Source organism: Pseudomonas sp. FW507-12TSA, assembly GCF_058781435.1.
Window position 1 is genome coordinate 88,317 of the sequence record NZ_JBYSWT010000018.1, and the last position, 18,773, is coordinate 107,089.

18 protein-coding genes are annotated in these 18,773 nt (G+C 63.9%); 8 read left to right on the top strand and 10 right to left on the bottom strand.

Translation table 11 applies throughout. The features are described 5' to 3' along the window. Positions 1 to 95 precede the first annotated feature (95 nt). The 7 genes from AC3WK8_RS18345 to AC3WK8_RS18375 all read left to right on the top strand — a co-directional run bounded on the left by AC3WK8_RS18345 (position 96) and on the right by AC3WK8_RS18375 (position 7,768). Positions 96 to 725 carry a cysteine dioxygenase family protein gene (locus AC3WK8_RS18345; RefSeq protein WP_103325433.1) on the top strand — a complete coding sequence of 210 codons (630 nt, stop codon included), beginning with the start codon at positions 96 to 98 and terminating at the stop codon, positions 723 to 725. Continuing rightward, the gene (locus AC3WK8_RS18350) at positions 722 to 2,305 is read left to right on the top strand and encodes a rhodanese-related sulfurtransferase (protein WP_103325432.1); all 1,584 of its coding nucleotides are present in this window, start codon (positions 722 to 724) and stop codon (positions 2,303 to 2,305) included. The genes AC3WK8_RS18345 and AC3WK8_RS18350 overlap by 4 nt, the downstream gene beginning before the upstream one ends. A gap of 154 nt (positions 2,306 to 2,459) precedes the next feature. Further along, positions 2,460 to 3,008 carry an RNA polymerase sigma factor gene (locus tag AC3WK8_RS18355; RefSeq protein ID WP_103325431.1) on the top strand — a complete coding sequence of 183 codons (549 nt, stop codon included), beginning with the start codon at positions 2,460 to 2,462 and terminating at the stop codon, positions 3,006 to 3,008. After that, positions 3,005 to 3,967: a FecR family protein gene (locus AC3WK8_RS18360; protein WP_103325430.1), complete on the top strand. Its 963-nt coding sequence runs from the start codon at positions 3,005 to 3,007 to the stop codon at positions 3,965 to 3,967. Before AC3WK8_RS18355 ends, AC3WK8_RS18360 begins: the two co-directional genes overlap by 4 nt. A 121-nt stretch (positions 3,968 to 4,088) precedes the next feature. Then, entirely contained in the window at positions 4,089 to 6,650 is a 2,562-nt protein-coding gene (locus tag AC3WK8_RS18365) for a TonB-dependent receptor (RefSeq protein ID WP_103325429.1), read from the top strand. A 197-nt stretch (positions 6,651 to 6,847) separates the two neighbouring features. Beyond that, positions 6,848 to 7,138 carry a hypothetical protein gene (locus AC3WK8_RS18370; RefSeq protein WP_178088028.1) on the top strand — a complete coding sequence of 97 codons (291 nt, stop codon included), beginning with the start codon at positions 6,848 to 6,850 and terminating at the stop codon, positions 7,136 to 7,138. 9 nt (positions 7,139 to 7,147) lie between these two features. After that, positions 7,148 to 7,768 carry a hypothetical protein gene (locus AC3WK8_RS18375; RefSeq protein ID WP_053135436.1) on the top strand — a complete coding sequence of 207 codons (621 nt, stop codon included), beginning with the start codon at positions 7,148 to 7,150 and terminating at the stop codon, positions 7,766 to 7,768. Positions 7,769 to 7,964: 196 nt separating this feature from the next. Here the strand turns inward: AC3WK8_RS18375 and AC3WK8_RS18380 are convergent, their stop codons facing one another. From AC3WK8_RS18380 to AC3WK8_RS18410, 7 genes are all read right to left on the bottom strand, one after another. Further along, on the bottom strand, positions 7,965 to 8,261 hold the full coding sequence (locus tag AC3WK8_RS18380; protein ID WP_103325428.1) for a ribbon-helix-helix domain-containing protein: 297 nt from the start codon (positions 8,259 to 8,261) through the stop codon (positions 7,965 to 7,967). Positions 8,262 to 8,275: 14 nt separating this feature from the next. Beyond that, positions 8,276 to 8,857: a DJ-1/PfpI family protein gene (locus tag AC3WK8_RS18385; protein WP_085596100.1), complete on the bottom strand. Its 582-nt coding sequence runs from the start codon at positions 8,855 to 8,857 to the stop codon at positions 8,276 to 8,278. A gap of 120 nt (positions 8,858 to 8,977) precedes the next feature. Beyond that, entirely contained in the window at positions 8,978 to 10,198 is a 1,221-nt protein-coding gene (locus AC3WK8_RS18390) for a class I SAM-dependent methyltransferase (protein ID WP_103325427.1), read from the bottom strand. A gap of 130 nt (positions 10,199 to 10,328) precedes the next feature. After that, complete coding sequence (locus tag AC3WK8_RS18395; RefSeq protein WP_085596102.1) at positions 10,329 to 10,946, bottom strand: TPM domain-containing protein; 618 nt, start codon at positions 10,944 to 10,946, stop codon at positions 10,329 to 10,331. A gap of 30 nt (positions 10,947 to 10,976) precedes the next feature. After that, positions 10,977 to 11,729: a TPM domain-containing protein gene (locus AC3WK8_RS18400; protein ID WP_085596131.1), complete on the bottom strand. Its 753-nt coding sequence runs from the start codon at positions 11,727 to 11,729 to the stop codon at positions 10,977 to 10,979. Positions 11,730 to 11,762: 33 nt separating this feature from the next. After that, the gene (locus tag AC3WK8_RS18405; RefSeq protein ID WP_103325426.1) at positions 11,763 to 12,686 is read right to left on the bottom strand and encodes a TPM domain-containing protein; all 924 of its coding nucleotides are present in this window, start codon (positions 12,684 to 12,686) and stop codon (positions 11,763 to 11,765) included. Then, a complete protein-coding gene (locus tag AC3WK8_RS18410) occupies positions 12,686 to 13,294 on the bottom strand; it encodes a LemA family protein (protein WP_022642785.1) in 609 nt (202 codons plus the stop codon). The genes AC3WK8_RS18405 and AC3WK8_RS18410 overlap by 1 nt, the downstream gene beginning before the upstream one ends. Positions 13,295 to 13,626: 332 nt before the next feature. Here AC3WK8_RS18410 and bglX point away from each other — a divergent pair, with 332 nt between their 5' ends. Beyond that, positions 13,627 to 15,918, top strand: coding sequence for a beta-glucosidase BglX (bglX, locus tag AC3WK8_RS18415; RefSeq protein ID WP_103325425.1), 2,292 nt, complete (start codon positions 13,627 to 13,629; stop codon positions 15,916 to 15,918). Positions 15,919 to 16,014: 96 nt separating this feature from the next. On the opposite strand, the gene AC3WK8_RS18420 is transcribed toward bglX, so the two are convergent. From AC3WK8_RS18420 to AC3WK8_RS18430, 3 genes are all read right to left on the bottom strand, one after another. After that, positions 16,015 to 17,172 (bottom strand): phospholipase D-like domain-containing protein, encoded by a 1,158-nt coding sequence (locus AC3WK8_RS18420; protein WP_103325424.1) that lies wholly within the window; start codon positions 17,170 to 17,172, stop codon positions 16,015 to 16,017. Between the two features lies 1 nt (position 17,173). Beyond that, positions 17,174 to 17,755, bottom strand: a complete 582-nt coding sequence (locus AC3WK8_RS18425) for a YceI family protein (RefSeq protein WP_085596106.1) — start codon at positions 17,753 to 17,755, stop codon at positions 17,174 to 17,176. Between the two features lie 204 nt (positions 17,756 to 17,959). Then, positions 17,960 to 18,733, bottom strand: coding sequence for an IclR family transcriptional regulator (locus AC3WK8_RS18430; RefSeq protein WP_022642782.1), 774 nt, complete (start codon positions 18,731 to 18,733; stop codon positions 17,960 to 17,962). Positions 18,734 to 18,773: the final 40 nt, after the last annotated feature.

The window sequence follows — 18,773 nt, forward strand, 5'->3', positions numbered from 1 at the left end:
ATAATAAATGACTGGAAAAATGTTCGATAAGAATAATACCTTTTAGCTCGACCGTGTAGTTCGTGTCGCTCGTCCTGTGTCCACGGAGGGAATCCATGCCCCACAACGCCTCGACCGTCTCCATCGCCTCACCCAACCTGGCCCGCCTGCGCAGCTTCATCGGCGAGTTGGCCGAACTGCTCGACAGTCACCCCGACGAAGCCCGGGTCCTGGACCAGGGCGCGACTTTGCTGCAACGCCTGGTAAGCCAGGACGACTGGCTGCCCGACGCCTTCGCCCAGGCCGATCCGCAGCGCTACCAGCAATTCCTGCTGCACGTCGACTCGCGCCAACGCTTCTCCGTCGTCAGCTTCGTCTGGGGCCCGGGCCAACGCACGCCGATTCATGACCACCGCACCTGGGGCCTGATCGGCATGCTGCGCGGCGCCGAGGACTCCCAGGGCTTCGAGCGCCTGGCCGACGGCCGCCTGCAACCTGCCGGGGCACCGGTGCGCCTGGTGCCGGGCCAGGTGGAAGCGGTGTCGCCGAATATTGGCGATATCCACCAGGTGACCAACGCCCATGCCGACCGGGTGTCCATCAGCATCCATGTCTACGGTGCCAACATCGGCGCGGTGCGGCGTGGGGTGCACGACCTGGACGGTCAAGAGAAGCTCTTCATCTCCGGCTATTCCAATACCTTGCTGCCCAACCTCTGGGACCTGTCGAAGGAGCCCCTGCAATGACCGATTTCCCGACCCGCAGCCCGGCACAGATTCGCCAGGCCCTGCTCGAACGCCAGGAACTGGCCCTGGTGGACGTGCGTGAAGAAGCGCCCTTCGCCGAAGCCCATCCGCTGTTCGCCGCCAATATCCCGCTGTCGAAACTGGAGTTGGAGGTGTATGCGCGCATCCCCAGGCGCGATACCGCCATCACCCTCTACGACCAGGGCGAAGGCCTGGCCGAACGCGCTGCGACCCGCCTGCGGCAACTGGGCTACAGCGATGTCGCCCTGCTTGCGGGCGGCCTGGACGGTTGGCGCAACGCCGGTGGCGAGTTGTTCAAGGACGTCAACGTACCGAGCAAGGCCTTTGGCGAACTGGTGGAGGCCGAGCGCCACACGCCATCGCTGGCCGCCGAGGAGTTGCAGGCCTTGCTCGATCAACAAGCCGACCTGGTGGTACTCGACGCCCGGCGCTTCGACGAGTACCAGACCATGAGCATCCCTGGCAGTACCAGCGTGCCCGGGGCCGAACTGGTGCTGCGGGTCCGCGAACTGGCGCCCGATCCGCAAACCCGGGTGGTGGTCAACTGCGCCGGACGTACCCGCAGCATCATCGGCACCCAATCGCTGGTGAACGCCGGTATTCCCAACCCGGTGGCGGCCCTGCGCAACGGCACCATCGGCTGGACACTCGCCGGCCAGGCCCTGGAACACGGCCAGCAGCGGTGCTTCAGCGCACACGTCGGCGCCCATCGCGCGCAAGCCCAGGCCGCGGCTCGGGCGGTGGCCGATCGGGCCGACGTGGCGCGTATCGACCTGGCCCAGTGGCGCCGCTGGCAGGCCGAACCCCAGCGCACCAGCTACCTGTTCGATGTGCGCAGCCCGGAAGAATTCGCCGCCGGCCACCTGCCCGCTGCCCGCTCCACCCCAGGTGGCCAGCTGGTGCAGGAGACCGACCATTTCGCCAGCGTGCGCGGCGCGCGCCTGGTGCTGGTGGACGACGATGGCGTGCGGGCCAACATGAGCGCTTCCTGGCTGGCGCAGATGGGCTGGCAAGTGGCCGTGCTCGACGGCTTGCGGGGCAGCGATTTCAGCGTGCGCGGGGCGTGGCAGGCGCCGTTGCCGGACAGCCCGGCGGTCGAGGAAATCAGTCCGCGGACCCTGGCCGACTGGCTGCGCGAGCCCGGCACCCTGGTGCTGGACGTCACTGCCAGCGCCAACCATGTACAACGCCATATCCCCGGTGCCTGGTGGGTCTTGCCCAGCCAACTGGCCCAGGCCCTGGAGCAACTGCCGCCTCCCGAGCGCTTCGTCCTCACCTGCGGCAGCAGCCTGCTGGCGCGCTTCGTCGCCCCGCATTTGCAGGCCCTGGCCCAACGCCCGGTGTTCGTTCTCAGCGGCGGCACCAGTGCCTGGATCGAAGCCGGGCTGCCCGTGGAGCAAGGCCTGCAGCGCCTGGCCTCGCCTCGCATCGATCGCTACCGGCGCCCTTATGAAGGCACCGACAATCCCCGGGACGCCATGCAGGCCTACCTGGACTGGGAGTTCGGCCTGGTGGCGCAGCTGGGACGTGATGGCACCCATGGGTTCTTCGTGATCTGAAGGCAGCCAACGGCTTGTCGGCGCGGGTCGACAAGCCGTTGCGGGGGGCTGATGGGCGCCTGGAAAGTGCCATCAAATGGCCAAGTGACAAATAGCAATAATTCTCGATATCATTCGCGACCTCCTGCCCAACGCGTCGTCAAGAAGGATATCCATGTCTCGCTCCAAGCCCGACTCTGCTTCGGTGGACTCAGTTCGCGGGTTCTATGCGGATATCCTGCATTTCCTGCGCAAGCGCACGGACAACGCCAGCGACGCGGCGGACATGACCCAGGACGTATTCACCCAGTGGCTCGACTACCGTGATCGGGCCCAGGTGGAACAGCCCCGGGCCTTCCTGTTCCAGATGGCGCGCAACCTGTTGCGCGATCACTGGCGACGCCAGCAGGTGCGCAGCAAGGTGCACCAGGACGCCCATCCCGAAGAAAGCTTCGACAACGAGCCCTTGGCCGACGAACAGCACGAGCCGCTACCCGCCGCCCAGCGCCTGCAACGCCTGGAACAATTGAAGGAAGTCCTTGCCCAGCTCTCGCCGCGCCGCCGCGAAGCCCTTATGCTGCACCGCTTCGAAGGGCTGAGCCAGGCACAGATTGCCAAGCGCATGGGAATTTCCGTCAGCATGGTGGAAAAACACATCGCCTTTGCCCTGCTGCACTGCAAGCAGCATCTACAACGAGAAAACGGCAAGGAGCTGCCTGAATGACCCGCTTTCCCGGCCGCCACGACGACAACGACAGCGAGCAGATCGATGTCGAGGCCGCCAGTTGGTTCGCTCGTAACCGCAACGACCCGGATCGCGCCAGCCGCAAGGCCTTCGATGCCTGGATGGCGCATCCGGCCCATGCCCGGGCCTATGCCGAATTCGAAGAACTCTGGGTCGACCTGGCGCAGTTGCAGCAACTGAGCCGCCCGATCCCCCTGCCCCGGCGCAAGGCACCGACCTGGCGCCCGGTCCTGGCAGCGGCCGCCGCCGTGCTGTGCGCGGTGCTGGCGCTCAACCTGGGAACCTCCCCAGCTCCCCATGTCCAGCAGATCGCGGCCCAGGAACACGGGGCACGGGCTTTCAAGTTGCCCGACGGCAGCACTTTGTATGTGAATGCCAACACCCGGGTGAAGGTCGACTTCAGTGCGCAGCAGCGCGATGTCTACTTGCAACAGGGCCAGCTGTACCTGGAGGTGGCCGCCGACAAGGAGCGTCCGTTGTGGGTCCACAGCGGCGCGGCAAAGGTGCGCGTGGTGGGTACCGCCTTCGACGTGCGGCGCGGCCAGCACCAGTTGGTGGTCAGCGTCGCCCATGGCCAGGTGGCATTCAGCCCGGACGGCCGGACCGACGACCTGGCACTGCTGGGTGCTCGGCAACGAGCCATCTACGACTTGCAGAAGGGCACCCTGCGCCAGCAGACCCTGGACAACGATGACGTGGCCGACTGGCGTACCGGGCACCTGGCCTTTCGCAACCGCGACCTGGCCAGCCTGGTGGACGAGCTGAACCTCTACCGCCGCCAGCCGGTACAACTGGCCGAAGGTCCACTGGGTGCATACAAGGTTTCCGGCAACCTGGACGTCAACGACCCGGATGCGCTGATCAAGGCCCTGCCCGCGCTGATCCCGGTTAAAACCGTGGCCCTGGCCAATGGCCAGGTGAAGATCGAAGCCCGTTGAATTCGACACATGAGAATATTTTTCATTTGCATATGAGGTTTTTTTTCACTGCCCCGTCTTCCTCCCGTCTGCAATCTGTCCGCAGCGCTTTTCCGGCCTTTAAGCCGATTTGGGGGAAGTCATGTTTCGCGCGCTCTTGCCTGTACCTTTAGTCCATTCCCGCCCGACCCTACTCGCCGCCTGCCTGGCCTTCAGCCTGCAGGCCCATGCCGGGCCGATCCATTTCCAGTTGCCGGCGCAGCCCCTGGCCGCGTCCCTGAGCCAGATCGCCCAGCAAGCGAAAATCCAGCTGCTGTTCGACGAGCAACTGCTGCGTAACGCCAAGGCGCCAGCCCTGCAAGGCGACTACAGCCCGGAAGAGGCGATCCGCCAGCTGCTGCGCAACGGTCAGTTCAGCCTGGTCAAGGTCGACAACACTTATATCGTGCGCCCTGCCGAAACCAGCCAGAGCAGCGGCTCGGCCTTGCAACTGGGGGCCATGAGCGTGATCGGCAACGGCTCGGTGGTGGACTCCTCCAGCGTCGGCCGCTCGACTCTGAACCAGGCGGAGATCGATCGCCATCAGGCCAACAACGTGGTCAGCCTGATCGATACCCTGCCCGGCGTGAGCCTGGGCGGCTCGCTGAAACCGGGTGGCCAGACCATTAATATCTGGGGCCTGGGAGACGCCGAGGATGTGCCGATCACCGTCGACGGCGCCACCAAGAGCGGCTTCGAGCGCTACCAGCAAGGGGTGATCTTCATCGAGCCGGAACTGATCCGCCGGGTCGAGGTGGAAAAGGGCCCGCACTCGCCCAAGACCGGCAATGGTGGCTTCGGCGGCACCGTGCACACCGAGACCAAGGACGCCCCGGACCTGTTGCAGGACGGGCGCAATGTCGGTGCCATGGTCAAGTACGGCTACAGCAGCAACGACCATCAGCAGGCCTACACCTCTGCGGTCTATGGCCGCACCGACGATCATCGCTTCGATGCCCTGGCCTACTGGACCAAACGCGATGGCGACGACATGAAGCTGGCCAGTTCGATCCCCGATCCGCGCAACCAGTACCTGGTCAACCCCAAGCGCCAGCCCAATACCGCCCAGGACCTGGACGGCCAGCTATTCAAGCTCAACATGCAACTGACCGACGAGCAGCGCCTGGGCTTCACCTACAGCAGCTCCGACAGTGATATCTGGGCCCCCTTCTCGGCCAAGAACTACCCGGAGCCGCCAAGCAAGGCCAACATCGACAAGTACGGCTATGACGGCGCCACCAAGCGCTACCTGGCCCAGCGCAACACCATCGACACCACCTGGCTGGCCAAGTACGAGTACCAGCCGGTGGACAACCCCTGGGTCGACCTCAAGGTCCAGTATTCCAACTCCAAGACCGATCAGACCGACGAACGCGGCCCGACCGCCTTCTATCAACCGGTCACCGGCGGGCGCAAGATCACCGTGGGCTACGAGGACAAGATTCTCGAAGTGACCAACATCAGCCGCTTCAGCACCGGTCCTCTGGACCACGCCTTGACTCTCGGCACGCAGATCCGCAAGCACACCCGCGAGGTGGACATGTGGATGCCGGGCAAGACCTATGAAGTGCCCAAGTACAACTACGGCCACTACCAGCCGGGGTTCATGCCCCATGGCAAGGTCGACAACAACGCCTTCTACATTCAGGACGCGGTGACCCTAGGGGACTTCACCCTGACCCCGTCGCTACGCTATGACCATGTGCGCAACCGTGGCCAGGAAAACGACGCGCCGCTGTACAACAGCACCAACCCCAAGGACGGCCATGACTATGGCGACAAGACCTACACCGGCTGGTCTCCACGGCTCTCGGCGTACTGGAACGTCAACCCGAACCTGGCGCTGTTCGCCGACTACAGCAAGACCTGGCGCGCGCCGGTGATCGATGAACAGTACGAAGTGCAGGCCCCCGGCAGCACCCGCTCGGCCACCAGCCGCAACCTGGACCCGGAACGCATCACCGCGCTGCGGGCGGGAACCATCCACAACTTCTCCAAGCTGCTGACCGACAACGACAGCGCGCAGATCCGCACCACGGTGTTCCAGAACAAGATCAGCGACGAGATTCTCAAGGCCACCGGCATCGGCTGCGCCGAGCAGCTGAGCACCGGCAAGAGCATCGCCCAGGTGTGCAAGGAGTCGCCGATGTCGGTGTATCGCAATATCGGCGACCTGACCATCAAGGGCTTCGAAGTCGAAAGCTACTACGACTCCACCTACCTATTCGGCGCGCTGTCCTATTCGTGGATCACCGGCAAACACCAGGGCGCCTACACCAATCCCTGGGGGCCGAACGTCTGGGCCCGGGACATTCCGCCGCGCAAATGGGTGGCGACCCTGGGCCTGAAGATTCCCCAGTGGGATGCCCAGGTGGGCTGGCAGGGCCAATGGGTGCGCCAGACCGACCGCCTGCCCAGCGACAAGTACCCCAGCGGTCCGGCCAGCGACTTGGGCGACTCCTACTGGAACCAGTACGGCAACGACCGCTACAACGTGCACGGGCTGTTCGCCAACTGGAAACCCCAGCAGGCCTACCTCAAGGGCACCGAAGTCAACTTCACCCTGGACAACATGTTCAACCGCGACTACCGCCCGCCGCTCAGTGGCGACAACGCCTACAGCCTGGGGCGCAACGCCAAGATCAGCGTGACGCGGTTCTTCTGAAGGCCTTCGCCTGGCACAGCACGCTGCGCCAGGCGAAGCATCACCGATATATTGCAAGCCTTTAACCCTGCCCTCCTGCCCGCGCCTGCCGGGCTAAGATCGACTCCCCCCTGAAAACCGCTGAAATGCCTTTGGGCGCTTTCAGTCAACTCCATATTGATTCTGTACGATAGATATCGTACAAGCAGGCAAGCATCATGGACAGAGGCTTCAGGAAGGTCAGGCGGGACCTGATCAGTGCACTACAGAGCGGTCACTATCTGCATGCCGCACGCGGCTCGATCGAGGTCAAGAACCTGCTGGCCACCGGCGAGGTTTCGGCCGGCCAACTGATCGAGGTCATCGGTGCCTGCAAGGGCAGCGACCACCAGTGCAGTGCCCACCACAGCGCCCCGGACCTTGCCGTCCATGTGCTGAAGAAGGCGGGCTGGTACATCAAGTTCTACTTTATCGAGCCAGATGCGTGGTTCATCAGCGTTCACCGATGAGGACAACCCATGAAACTCTATCTGCAGGGCGACCGGGGCAAGGCACTTTGTGAGCATTGCCAGCAGGTCGTGGGCATTACCTACACCCGACGCGACGTGCCCTTCAGCGACGGCAACGGCCAGGCCCGGGAGATCCTGGTGGGGGTCTGCGATCAGTGCGCTACCACGGTAGCCATCCCCCCCCAGTCGACCCCGGCGATCAAGGAAGCGCGCCGCCAGCAACTGACCTCCATCGAGGCGCGGCTGCCTGCGGTCTACCTCGACGTGCTGGACGCCGCGATGCACTCGGTGGCCGAGGACGCCGGGGTGCAGATGCGCAAGCTGTTCTTCAGCTACTACTTCAGCGCCCCCCTTGTACCTGCCCTGGAACAAGTGCACGACGGCTTCGCCCAGTACCTGGCCCAACAGGCCGAGGTCCGCCAGATACCTGCCGTGAATGCAATGAAACGCCTGTCGCTTAAGGTGAACCACTATGTGGCCGAGGATCTCGCGCGCCTGCTGCAGGCGACGCGGATGACCCAGACCGAACTGCTGAAATCACTGATCGCGCAGATTCGCCTGGATGTGCTCGAAGGCGGCAACCCGGCGGTGATCGCCGACCTGCGCCAGCTGGTGCGCCTGGGGTTGTGACCTTCGGCCTTGAGCAGAGCCCCTATAGCCCCTGTAGCCCCTTTCGAGCTTTTGCGGCTGCGCAAAGGTCCGCAGGACCTTGCTTGGCATCTACAGCGCAGACCTTGCGCCCCTTCGGGGCGTGCGCAGCTTCGCAGGCTCGGCAGCGGCTTGTATCTCGACTATCGCGTTTACAGACGCGATAGTTCTCGACTGATCATCGGTTGAGGCGAACCAGGTTAAGGTCGGGGGCAGTGGTGCGTCGCTGGCTCAGGTAGCGGGTGCAACTGACCCGCAGGAAGGAGGCGAAGTTCACCACCTCGCCACGGTAGTCCATGACCTCTTCATACAGCTTGGCAATCAGCTGGTTGGTGGTCATGCCGTCCACTTCGGCGATCTCGCCGAGGATGTCCCAGAACTGGTTTTCCAGGCGCAGGGTGGTGACCACGCCACAGATGCGCAGCGAACGCGATTCGTAGAGGATCGGGTCGGCCTTGACGTACAGCTCGCACATGGCGTGGTACTCGCTTACAGGGTGATCCGGGTGCCCAGCAGGCCGAGGAAACCGGCCAGCCAGTTGGGATGGGCCGGCCAGGCCGGGGCTGTGGCCAGGTTGCCCTGGACATGGCCTTGCGTCACGGGGATATCGATATAGGTGCCTCCCGCCAACCGCACTTCCGGAGCGCAGGCCGGGTAGGCGCTGCATTCGCGGCCTTCGAGGATGCCCGCCGCCGCCAGCAGTTGCGCACCGTGGCATACCGCGGCAATCGGCTTGCCAGCCCGGTCGAACTCCTTGACCAGTTGCAGCACCTGTTCGTTCAGGCGCAGGTATTCCGGGGCACGGCCGCCGGGGATCAGCAGCGCGTCGTAGTCGCTGGACTGCACCTTGGCGAAGTCGAAGTTCAGGGCGAACAGGTGCCCAGGCTTCTCGCTGTAGGTCTGGTCGCCCTCGAAATCGTGGATGGCCGTGCGCACGGTCTGCCCGGCGCTCTTGTCCGGGCACACGGCGTGCACCGTGTGCCCGACCATCAGCAGTGCCTGGAACGGCACCATCGCTTCGTAGTCTTCGACGTAGTCGCCAACCAGCATGAGGATCTTTTTCGCGGCCATGGAGTGGACTCCTTTCAAACAAGCACGTGGGCGGAAGGAGTATTCAAGGTAGTCCTTATCCTTGCGGCCGGGTAATAACCGACTACTACAGCTGCAAGCCACAAGCGGCAAGTTCGAAGCTTATCCCGCGAGGTAGCCGTCGGCCTTGAGCAGGGTTTCCAGGCAGTGTTCGCTGATGCGGTAGAAGGCCTTGAGTTCGTCGATCCGCGCCAGCAACTGGGTCGGATCCTGGGGCTCGGCACGCTTGACCGCGAGGATCATCTTGTTCTTGTTGGTGTGCTCCAGGGAGATGAACTCGAAGACCTTGGTTTCGTAACCACAGGCTTCGAGGAACAGCGCCCGCAGGCTGTCGGTGACCATCTCGGCCTGCTGCCCCAGGTGCAGGCCGTATTGCAGCATCGGCTTGAGCAACGCCGGACTCTGGATCTGCTGGCGGATCTGCTTGTGACAGCACGGCGAGCACATGATGATCGCCGCCCCGGAGCGGATGCCGGTGTGGATCGCGTAGTCGGTGGCGACGTCGCAGGCATGCAGGGCGATCATCACTTCCAGTTCGCTGGGGGCCACGCTGCGCACATCACCGCACTTGAACACCAGGCCGGGATGCTCCAGGCGCGCGGCGGCGGCGTTGCACAGGGTCACCATGTCTTCGCGCAGCTCGACCCCGGTGACCTCGCCCTGGGCCTTGAGGGTATTGCGCAGGTAGTCGTGGATGGCGAAGGTCAGGTAACCCTTGCCTGAGCCGAAGTCCGCCACTCGCACCGGCTGCGCAAGGTCGATCGGCGAGCTGCCCAGGGCATGGCTGAAGACTTCGATGAACTTGTTGATCTGCTTCCACTTGCGCGACATCGCCGGAATCAGCTCGTGCTGCTTGTTGGTCACGCCCAGGTCGGCGAGGAACGGCCGGTCCAGGTCGAGGAAGCGGTTCTTCTCGCGGTTGTGCTCGGCGGACGGCACATCGCGCTGGGTTTGCGGCTTGCCCTTGAACAACGAGCTCTTGCCCTTCTTGCTGTACTCCAGCTGGATCTCATCGGTCAGGGTCAGCAAATGGGCGTTCTTGAACGAAGCCGGCAGCAGCTCGGCGATGGCGGCAATGCCTTCGTCCAGGGAGAAGTTCTTGGTGATATCGCGGGTCTTGTAGCGATAGACGAAGGACAGGCACGGCTGCTCCTTGACCGTCAGCTGCTTGATGATCAGCCGTTGCAGGTCCGCCTCGGCGCCCACGTGCTTGGCCAGCACCAGCTTGATGAAGGCATTTTGCGCCAGGCTGGTCTCCAGCAATTGCAGGAACTGGGCATGGTGGTCCGGCGCGGGCCGGACGGAAGGTGCGGTGACGGACATGGGGGCAGGAGCCTCGGGCGGTGCGGGGTGCGAATCGGGAAATGGCGGGTATTTTAGGGGGGATGGGCCGTCGGGGCACGGAGTTATTGACCCGACGGCGCAGATTCTTCAGCAACCGAGCCCTCAGGGCTCAGTTGAGCACCACCAGGCGGTTGGGCAGCTCGTTGCGCGATTGGGTCAGGGGCACGTGCTCCTTGAGCAGCTCGCCACTGGAGTCGATGCAGTCGAGAAAACCCTGCAAGGTCTGGCCTTGCCTCACCTGCTGGGTGAAGGCGCGGACGATGGTGTCCCAGCGCTTGTCGTCCAGGCGCTTGGAAATACCCTCGTCCACCAGGATCTCCACGTAGCGCTCGGCCTCGCTGACGAAGATCAGCACCCCGGTACCACCAACGGTGTGGTGCAGGTTCTGCTCGAGGAACTGGCGCCGGGCCAGGTTCGAGGCCCGCCAATGCCTTACCGAACGCGGGATCAGCCGGGTGGTGATCCGCGGCAGGCGGAACACCAGGCACAGCACGATGAAGGTCGCCCATTGCGCCAGCAACAACAGGTGCATGTTCAGCCAGCCGGTGACGTAATGCACCAGGCCTGGCACCACCAGCGCCACGAGGCTGGCCCAGAGCAGCGGGATATAGGCGTAGTCGTCGGCTCGGGCGGCCAGCACCGTCACCAGTTCGGCGTCGGTTTGCTGCTCCACCCGGGCAATGGCTTCGGCCACCTGCCGTTGTTCGAATTCACTGAGTAATGCCATGTCGTTGGATATCCGATTTTTTATTTTGAGTTACCAGCCACCGGACGAACCACCGCCGCCGAAGCTGCCGCCGCCACCGCTGAAACCGCCACCGCCGGACCCGCCGCCAAATCCGCCGCCTCCGAAACCACCACCGCCACCGCGGCCGCTGGTGGTGGAGATCAAACCGAGCGCCTGCGCGACCATGATCACCAGGATGAACAGCAGCACCAGGAAGATGAACAGCAATGGATGGCGCTGCACAAAGTCATCCTGGCCACTGCTCTGCCCCGTATCGTATGCGGTGGCTGGCTCATCCAGCGGCGTGCCGCCCAGCACCAGGAGCATCGCCGAAACCCCGTCGCTGATGCCCTTGCTGAACTGCCCGTTCTTGAACGCCGGGGTGATGACCTGGTTGATGATCACCGAGGCCTGGGCATCGGTCAGGCGATCCTCCAGGCCATAGCCCACTTCGATGCGCAGCTTGCGCTCATCCCGGGCAACGATCAGCAGCGCGCCGTTGTTCTTGTCCTTCTGGCCGATGCCCCAGTGGCGCCCCAGCTGGTAGCCATAATCCTCGATGGTGGCGCCCTGCAGGTTCGCCAGGGTCACCACCACCAATTGTTCACTGGTGGCCTGCTCATGGGCTGCAAGTTCCTGGGTCAACTGGGCGCGCGTGGCCGGCTCGAGCATCTGCGCATCGTCCACCACTCGCCCGCTCAGGGCCGGGAACTTCAGCTCGGCCTGGGCCGAAATCGCCAAGACCCAGAGCAACAGCACCAGGCCGATTTTATAGAGTCGCATCAGCACCTCGTCCTCAATGACTTTTCGCTTGCACTACCAACTGCCGGATGCCCCGCCATCACCAAAACCGCCACCGCCGCCCCTGAAACCATCCGAATCGGAACTTGCGCCGGAACTCGAACTGCCGGAGTCGAACCAGTCGAATGAACTGCTCGATCCCGAATCACGCTCGGCCCTGGGTTCACGTGTGGGCGGATCATCGCTGGCACGGCCTGGTTCAGCCTCGCTGTTGCGCCACGAAGCCAGGATCGCGCCCAGGGGCAAGACGGCGAACACCAGGAAGAACAACACCTTGAACCACCACATCCATTCGATCTGCTGGTACCAGCTCTGCACCACCCAGCGGTGCGCCAGCATCCGCGTGCTGTTGGGTTCCAGCAGACGCACGATGGAGGTGGTGCCGGTAATGATCCCGGAGGAGTACAGCTCATCCTTGAAATACGGAATGATCGAGTCGTTGATAATGAGGTGCGCCCAGATATCGTCGATCCGCCCTTCCAGGCCGTAGCCCACTTCGATCCGCACCTTGCGATCGTCCTTGGCCACCAACAGCAGGACTCCGTTGTTCTTGTCCTTCTGGCCGATCCCCCAGTGCCGGCCCAGTCGCAGGCCGAACTCCTCGATGCTGTAGCCGCCCAGGCTCGGCACAGTGACCACCACCACCTGGTCGGTGGTGCTCTGCTCGAGCCGTTCGAGCATCTGCGTCAGGTAGACCTGCGCCGAAGGCGTGAGCATCTGCGCCGTGTCCACCACCCTGCCCGTCAGCTTGGGGAACAGGCTTTCAAGCGGCACCGCTGTCGCAGTGGCCGGTACGGGCCCGACCTGGACAGTGGGTTGCGCCGAACGCAACTGCACCCCATCCGTGGGCGTTGGCCCTGGTTGCTGCGCCAGTACGGCGCCACTCACCAGCCATAGCCACAGCAGCGCGCCTCGCAGCACGCGCTGCCCGTGGTTCATCAGAATTTCACTTGCGGGGCCTTGTCGGCGTCGGGGCTGGTGGCCTCGAACGACTCGCGCACCGGCAGATCGCTGTACATCAGGCTATGCCACAGGCGACCGGGGAAGGTACGGATCTCGGTGTTGTACTTCTGCACCGCCAGGATGAAGTCACGGCGGGCCACGGCGATACGATTCTCGGTGCCCTCGAGCTGGGATTGCAGGGCCAGGAAGTTCTGGTTGGCCTTGAGATCCGGGTAGCGCTCGGAAACCACCATCAGGCGGCTCAGGGCACCGCTCAACTGGTCCTGGGCCTGCTGGAACTGCTTGAGTTTTTCCGGGTTGTCCAGGGTGCTGGCGTCCACCTGGATCGAGGTCGCCTTGGCCCGGGCCTCGATCACCGCAGTCAGGGTTTCCTGCTCGTGCTTGGCGTAGCCCTTGACGGTCTCCACCAGGTTGGGAATCAGGTCGGCACGGCGCTGGTACTGGTTCTGCACCTGGCCCCAATCGGCCTTGACCTGCTCGTCGAGGGTAGGAATGTTGTTGATGCCGCAGCCGCTGAGCAGGCTGGTGAGCAGCAACAGGGCGGCGACAGGCCAGCTCGAGCGCAGGCTTTGGGTGAGGTTCATGGGTGAGGCTCCTTGCACAACCTGGTTGAAGAGAATCTTTTGCCCGTGTTTTCAGGCCCTGGCAGGGCAAAATCTGCCAACGCTACTGGAATGCATCGGGCTGATGGGCTAAAAGATGCCCAGCGCGAAAAAGAGTTCAGAAATAAGACTGTGTGAAAACGTCGCGAGTCAAGGCAAGACAAGCCTGTTTTTAACGCCGTATTGCCGAATGCAGCAGTTTTCACACGGCCTGAAGTGTGCGGGAATTATCTGAACAACAATAGCTGCCCCCTAAATTTTGGCTGTTCGGCGCGTCACTCATGCGTCGGTCTTGAGCCCTTGAGAACAAATTCATGAAGAAGCTGTGTTTGCTGGGGCTGCTGGTCAGCCTGGCCAGTCACCCTGTATTGGCCGAGTCTGCCCCGGTCCCCTTGGAGAACAAGGAAGCCTTTATCACCGATCTGCTCAAGCGGATGACCCTGCAGGAAAAGATCGGCCAGTTGCGCCTGATCAGCATCGGCCCGGAAATGCCCCGGGAACTGATCCGCAAGGAGATCGCCGCCGGTAATATCGGAGCCACCTTCAACTCCATCTCGCGCCCGGAAAACCGGCCGATGCAGGACGCGGCCATGCGCAGCCGCCTGAAGATCCCGATGTTCTTCGCCTACGACGTGATCCACGGCCACCGGACCATCTTCCCCATCAGCCTGGCCCTGGCCTCCAGCTGGGACATGGACGCCATCGGCCGCTCCGGGCGTATCGCCGCCCAGGAAGCCAGCGCCGACAGCCTGGACATCACCTTCGCACCGATGGTCGACATCTCCCGCGATGCACGCTGGGGCCGGACGTCCGAAGGCTTCGGCGAAGACACCTACCTGGTCTCGCGAATCGCCAAGGTGATGGTCAACGCCTACCAGGGCAAGAGCCCGGCGGCCCCCGACAGCATCATGGCCAGCGTCAAGCACTTCGCCCTGTACGGTGCGGTGGAAGGCGGTCGCGACTACAACATCGTCGACATGAGCCCGGTGAAGATGTACCAGGACTACCTGCCGCCCTACCGCGCGGCGATCGACGCCGGTGCCGGTGGGGTGATGGTGGCCCTGAACTCGATCAATGGCGTGCCCGCCACCTCCAACACCTGGTTGATGAACGACCTGCTGCGCAAGGAGTGGGGCTTCAAGGGCCTGGCGGTGAGCGACCACGGCGCGATCATCGAACTGATCCGCCATGGCGTCGCCAAGGACGGTCGCGAGGCCGCCAAGCTGGCGATCAAGGCCGGCATCGACATGAGCATGAACGACTCGTTGTATGGCAAGGAATTGCCAGGGCTGCTCAAGTCCGGCGAGATCGAACAGAAGGACATCGACAACGCCGTGCGTGAGGTGTTGGGGGCCAAGTACGACATGGGCCTGTTCAAGGATCCGTACCTGCGCATCGGCAAGGCCGAGGACGATCCGGCCGACACCAACGCCGAAAGCCGCCTGCACCGCAGCGACGCCCGGGATATCGCCCGGCGCAGCCTGGTGCTGCTGAAGAACCAGAACGACACCCTGCCGCTGAAAAAGACCGCCAGGATCGCCGTGGTCGGCCCATTGGCCAAGGCACCGATCGACATGATGGGCAGCTGGGCCGCCGCCGGCGTGCCGGCACAGTCGGTGACCCTCTACGACGGCATGCGCAATGTGCTGGGCGACCAGGCCCGGCTGGTCTACGCCCGGGGCTCGAACATTACCGACGACAAGAAGGTGGTGGACTACCTGAACTTCCTCAACTTCGACGCCCCGGAAGTGGTGGACGACCCACGTCCGGCGCAACAGATGATCGACGAGGCCGTGAAGGCAGCCCAGGCTTCTGACGTGATCGTCGCCGCCGTGGGCGAGTCGCGGGGCATGTCCCATGAATCCTCGAGCCGCACCGAGCTGAACATCCCGGCCAGCCAGCGGGCGCTGATCAAGGCCCTCAAGGCCACCGGCAAGCCCCTGGTGCTGGTGCTGATGAATGGCCGGCCACTGACCCTGCTGGAGGAAAACCAGCAGGCCGACGCGATCCTGGAAACCTGGTTCAGCGGCACCGAGGGCGGCAACGCCATTGCCGACGTCCTGTTCGGCGACTACAACCCGTCGGGCAAGCTGCCGATCACCTTCCCGCGCTCCGTGGGCCAGATCCCGACCTACTACAACCACCTGACCATCGGCCGGCCGTTCACCCCAGGCAAGCCGGGCAACTACACCTCGCAGTACTTCGATGACATCACCGGCCCGCTGTTCCCGTTCGGCTATGGCTTGAGCTACACCCGCTTCAGCCTGTCGGACATGGCCCTGTCCGCCACCACCCTGCACAAGGGCGGCAAGCTGGAGGCCAGCGTGACCTTGAAGAATACTGGCAAGCGCGACGGCGAGACCGTGGTGCAGTTGTATATCCAGGATGTGGCCGGGTCGATCATTCGTCCGATCAAGGAGCTGAAGAACTTCCAGAAGGTCATGCTCAAGGCCGGCGAAGAGAAGGTCATCCGCTTCAACATCAGCGAAGACGACCTGAAGTTCTACAACGCCCAGCTCAAGTACGCCGCCGAACCTGGCGACTTCAACGTACAGATCGGCCTGGATTCCCAGGACGTCCAGCAACAGAGCTTCGAACTGCTCTGATCCCCCTCACCGGCTGGCGCATGACCTGCGCCGGCCGCCTCCTTCTGCAATCCCCTGTAATCCCCGCAATATCTGTAGCCGTATCAGCCGTGACGGTCAGCCGCGCCGATCCAGCAGGTTGACCACCAGGCGATCGACCCAGCCCCAGACCCGCTGCTTGATCCGACGCCACAAAGGCCGGTTGCGCCACACCGCCAGGCTGACCTCCTCGCTCTGGACAAAATCCTTCTCGAAGCTCGCCACCACTGCGGCGGTCAGCGCCGGGTCCAGGGCTTCCAGGTTGGCTTCCAGGTTGAAGCGCAGGTTCCAGTGGTCGAAGTTGCATGAGCCGACGCTCACCCAATCGTCCACCAGCACCATCTTCAGGTGCAGGAAACAGGGCTGGTACTCGAAGATCCGCACCCCGGCCTTGAGCAGGCGCGGATAGTAGCGGTGCCCGGCATAGCGCACCGCCGGGTGGTCGGTACGGGGGCCGGTCAGCAGCAGGCGCACATCCAGGCCCCGGGCCGCCGCCTTGCGCAGCGAGCGACGCACCGACCAGGTGGGCAGGAAGTACGGCGTGGCCAGCCAGACCCGCCGCTGGCCGCTATGCAGGGCCCGGATCAACGAATGCAGGATATCGCGATGCTGGCGGGCATCGGCATAGGCCACCCGGCCCATGCCCTCGCCGCTATCGGGCAGGCGCGGCAAGCGTTGCAGGCCGAAATCGGCGTTGGGTTTCCAGGCTCCGCGATGCGGGTTGGCATCCCACTGGCGGTCGAACAGCACCTGCCAGTCAGCCACCATCGGGCCGCTGATCTGCACCATCACCTCGTGCCAGTCGCAGCTGTTGCGTTGCGGCAGCCAGAATTCGTCGGTGACCCCGGTTCCCCCTACCACTGCCAGGGAACGGTCCACCAACAGCAGCTTGCGATGATCGCGATAGAGGTTGAGCCAGCCCTGGCGCCACTGCAGGCGGTTGTACAAGCGCAGCTCGACGCCGGCGTCGGTCAAGCTGCGGCGCAGGGCCTGGGTGAAGGCCAGGCTGCCATAGTCGTCGAACAGGCAGCGTACCCGCACGCCGCGCTCGGCGGCCTGGACCAGCGCCTGGACCATGGCCTGCGCGCAGGAGCCGGCTTCCACCAGGTACAGCTCCAGCTCCACCTGCTGCTGGGCGCGGGCAATGGCCACCAGCATGCGTGGGAAGAACTCGGGCCCGTCGACCAGTAACTCGAAGCGGTTGCCTTCGCGCCAGGGGAAAACCGCTCCGCGCATTTCAGCGCGCCGTGAAGATCAGTACCGCACCCACCGGTACCGAGAAACTGATGGCCGACAAACCGGCGACCTTGCGCAGGCTGTCCAGGCCCGGCGCCAGGTTGAAATCCTCGGCGTTGAGGACCAGGGGCTCCAGGGTCACCACCTGGAAACGCCGCTCGTCCAGGCGCGTGGCCAGCAACTCGGCGTTGTAGGTGTGCTCCTGGCCGTGCAGGCTCACCGTTATCGGCAGCAGCAGTTCGATCTGCGCGCCATTGGCCAGGTCGTTGATCGGCCGCAGGTTGATCTGCGCAGTAACCCGGGCCTCGGGAAACTGCTGGACCTGGAACAGGTCCTGGCGCATGCGTTCGTCACGCAGGGGGATGCCGCTGCTGACCGAGTCCAGCTCCAGCTGCAGCTGGGCCAGTCCCTTGCCATCGACCTTGCCATGCAGCACCAGGAAGCGCTGGACCTCGCAAATGCTGGCGTTCTTGGTGGTCACGAAGGAAATACGCGAGGACTCGTTGTCCAGGTACCAGTTGGCCTGGGCCGGAAGGGCCAGCACTGCCAGCAGGCTGAGAAGAAGGCGGATCGAGGTACGCATGCAAGCTCCCGAGAACAGAAGGCGCCACCTTAACCGGGCGTCCGGAGGCTGGCAAACCCTCGGGACACCGTTAGCCGGGGCCAAAGGCGATTGATACGGTGCCAAAAGAGGTGTCGGCAACCATGGCCAGGCCGCCTGCACGATGGCCGATCAGGACAAGGCGCCCATGCATCGACGCGGGAAAGCCACGGCGGCGGGCGGGATTCAGGCGAAGGTCTTCTGCAATTGCCCGACCGTTTCGGCCAACAGCCCCAGGTACTGATGGCGTACCTGCTCGACACAGGACAGATCCTGCGGCCAGTGCAGGGCAATGCTACCCACCACCCGGCCATCGACCTGCAGCGGCAGGGCCACGGCACGGATCAGGAACGGCAGGCGCACCGGGTATTCCCAATAGCCCTCGGTACGCTGGCCGAACCCCTGGTGTTGGAACTGCACGCTTGGTTGCAGCCAGGCCTCGATCGGCTCGGCTTCGCGTGCTGCCAGGCGCTCGACTTCCGCCCTGGGCAAGGCACCGAGGCAGGCCTTGCCCATGGCTGAATGAAACAGGCTGGCGTGCTGGCCGACCACGCGGCTACTACTGCTCGGATAGCGCTTGCGCAAGACCTCGGGCACCACGCTCTCCAGGACCTCCAGGTGCTCGCCGTCGAAACTCGACAGGTCGCTGACCAGCCCGGTGCGGGCGCTCAGCTCCAGCAGCCAGGGCCCGGCGCGCTCGGCCAATTGGCGCTTGAAGCGCTGCCGGCTGTCACCGAACAGGCTGCGGGCACTCAGGCAATAGCGCCGGTCGCTCAGGCCACGGTAGATCCAACCCTGCTCTTGCAGGGTCAGCAGCAGGCGCGACACCGTGGCCTTGGGCAGGCCGGTCAGGTAGTGCAACTCTTCCAGGCCCAGGGCCTGGTGCTGGCCCAACAGCTCGACGATGGCCAAGGCCCGCTCCACTGAACGCACGCCTGCGCTTTCTAACTTGCTGGCCATGGTCCGGACTCTCTGCTTGAGGATGAGTAAGGAATTTCTC

Excerpts from the sequence above, each read along its gene's own strand:
- AC3WK8_RS18345 (WP_103325433.1), top strand. The coding sequence starts at position 96 with ATGCCCCACAACGCCTCGACCGTCTCCATCGCCTCACCCAACCTGGCC.
- AC3WK8_RS18350 (WP_103325432.1), top strand. The coding sequence starts at position 722 with ATGACCGATTTCCCGACCCGCAGCCCGGCACAGATTCGCCAGGCCCTG.
- AC3WK8_RS18355 (WP_103325431.1), top strand. The coding sequence starts at position 2,460 with ATGTCTCGCTCCAAGCCCGACTCTGCTTCGGTGGACTCAGTTCGCGGG.
- AC3WK8_RS18360 (WP_103325430.1), top strand. The coding sequence starts at position 3,005 with ATGACCCGCTTTCCCGGCCGCCACGACGACAACGACAGCGAGCAGATC.
- AC3WK8_RS18365 (WP_103325429.1), top strand. The coding sequence starts at position 4,089 with ATGTTTCGCGCGCTCTTGCCTGTACCTTTAGTCCATTCCCGCCCGACC.
- AC3WK8_RS18370 (WP_178088028.1), top strand. The coding sequence starts at position 6,848 with ATGGACAGAGGCTTCAGGAAGGTCAGGCGGGACCTGATCAGTGCACTA.
- AC3WK8_RS18375 (WP_053135436.1), top strand. The coding sequence starts at position 7,148 with ATGAAACTCTATCTGCAGGGCGACCGGGGCAAGGCACTTTGTGAGCAT.
- AC3WK8_RS18380 (WP_103325428.1), bottom strand. The coding sequence starts at position 8,261 with ATGTGCGAGCTGTACGTCAAGGCCGACCCGATCCTCTACGAATCGCGT.
- AC3WK8_RS18385 (WP_085596100.1), bottom strand. The coding sequence starts at position 8,857 with ATGGCCGCGAAAAAGATCCTCATGCTGGTTGGCGACTACGTCGAAGAC.
- AC3WK8_RS18390 (WP_103325427.1), bottom strand. The coding sequence starts at position 10,198 with ATGTCCGTCACCGCACCTTCCGTCCGGCCCGCGCCGGACCACCATGCC.
- AC3WK8_RS18395 (WP_085596102.1), bottom strand. The coding sequence starts at position 10,946 with ATGGCATTACTCAGTGAATTCGAACAACGGCAGGTGGCCGAAGCCATT.
- AC3WK8_RS18400 (WP_085596131.1), bottom strand. The coding sequence starts at position 11,729 with ATGCGACTCTATAAAATCGGCCTGGTGCTGTTGCTCTGGGTCTTGGCG.
- AC3WK8_RS18405 (WP_103325426.1), bottom strand. The coding sequence starts at position 12,686 with ATGAACCACGGGCAGCGCGTGCTGCGAGGCGCGCTGCTGTGGCTATGG.
- AC3WK8_RS18410 (WP_022642785.1), bottom strand. The coding sequence starts at position 13,294 with ATGAACCTCACCCAAAGCCTGCGCTCGAGCTGGCCTGTCGCCGCCCTG.
- bglX (WP_103325425.1), top strand. The coding sequence starts at position 13,627 with ATGAAGAAGCTGTGTTTGCTGGGGCTGCTGGTCAGCCTGGCCAGTCAC.
- AC3WK8_RS18420 (WP_103325424.1), bottom strand. The coding sequence starts at position 17,172 with ATGCGCGGAGCGGTTTTCCCCTGGCGCGAAGGCAACCGCTTCGAGTTA.
- AC3WK8_RS18425 (WP_085596106.1), bottom strand. The coding sequence starts at position 17,755 with ATGCGTACCTCGATCCGCCTTCTTCTCAGCCTGCTGGCAGTGCTGGCC.
- AC3WK8_RS18430 (WP_022642782.1), bottom strand. The coding sequence starts at position 18,733 with ATGGCCAGCAAGTTAGAAAGCGCAGGCGTGCGTTCAGTGGAGCGGGCC.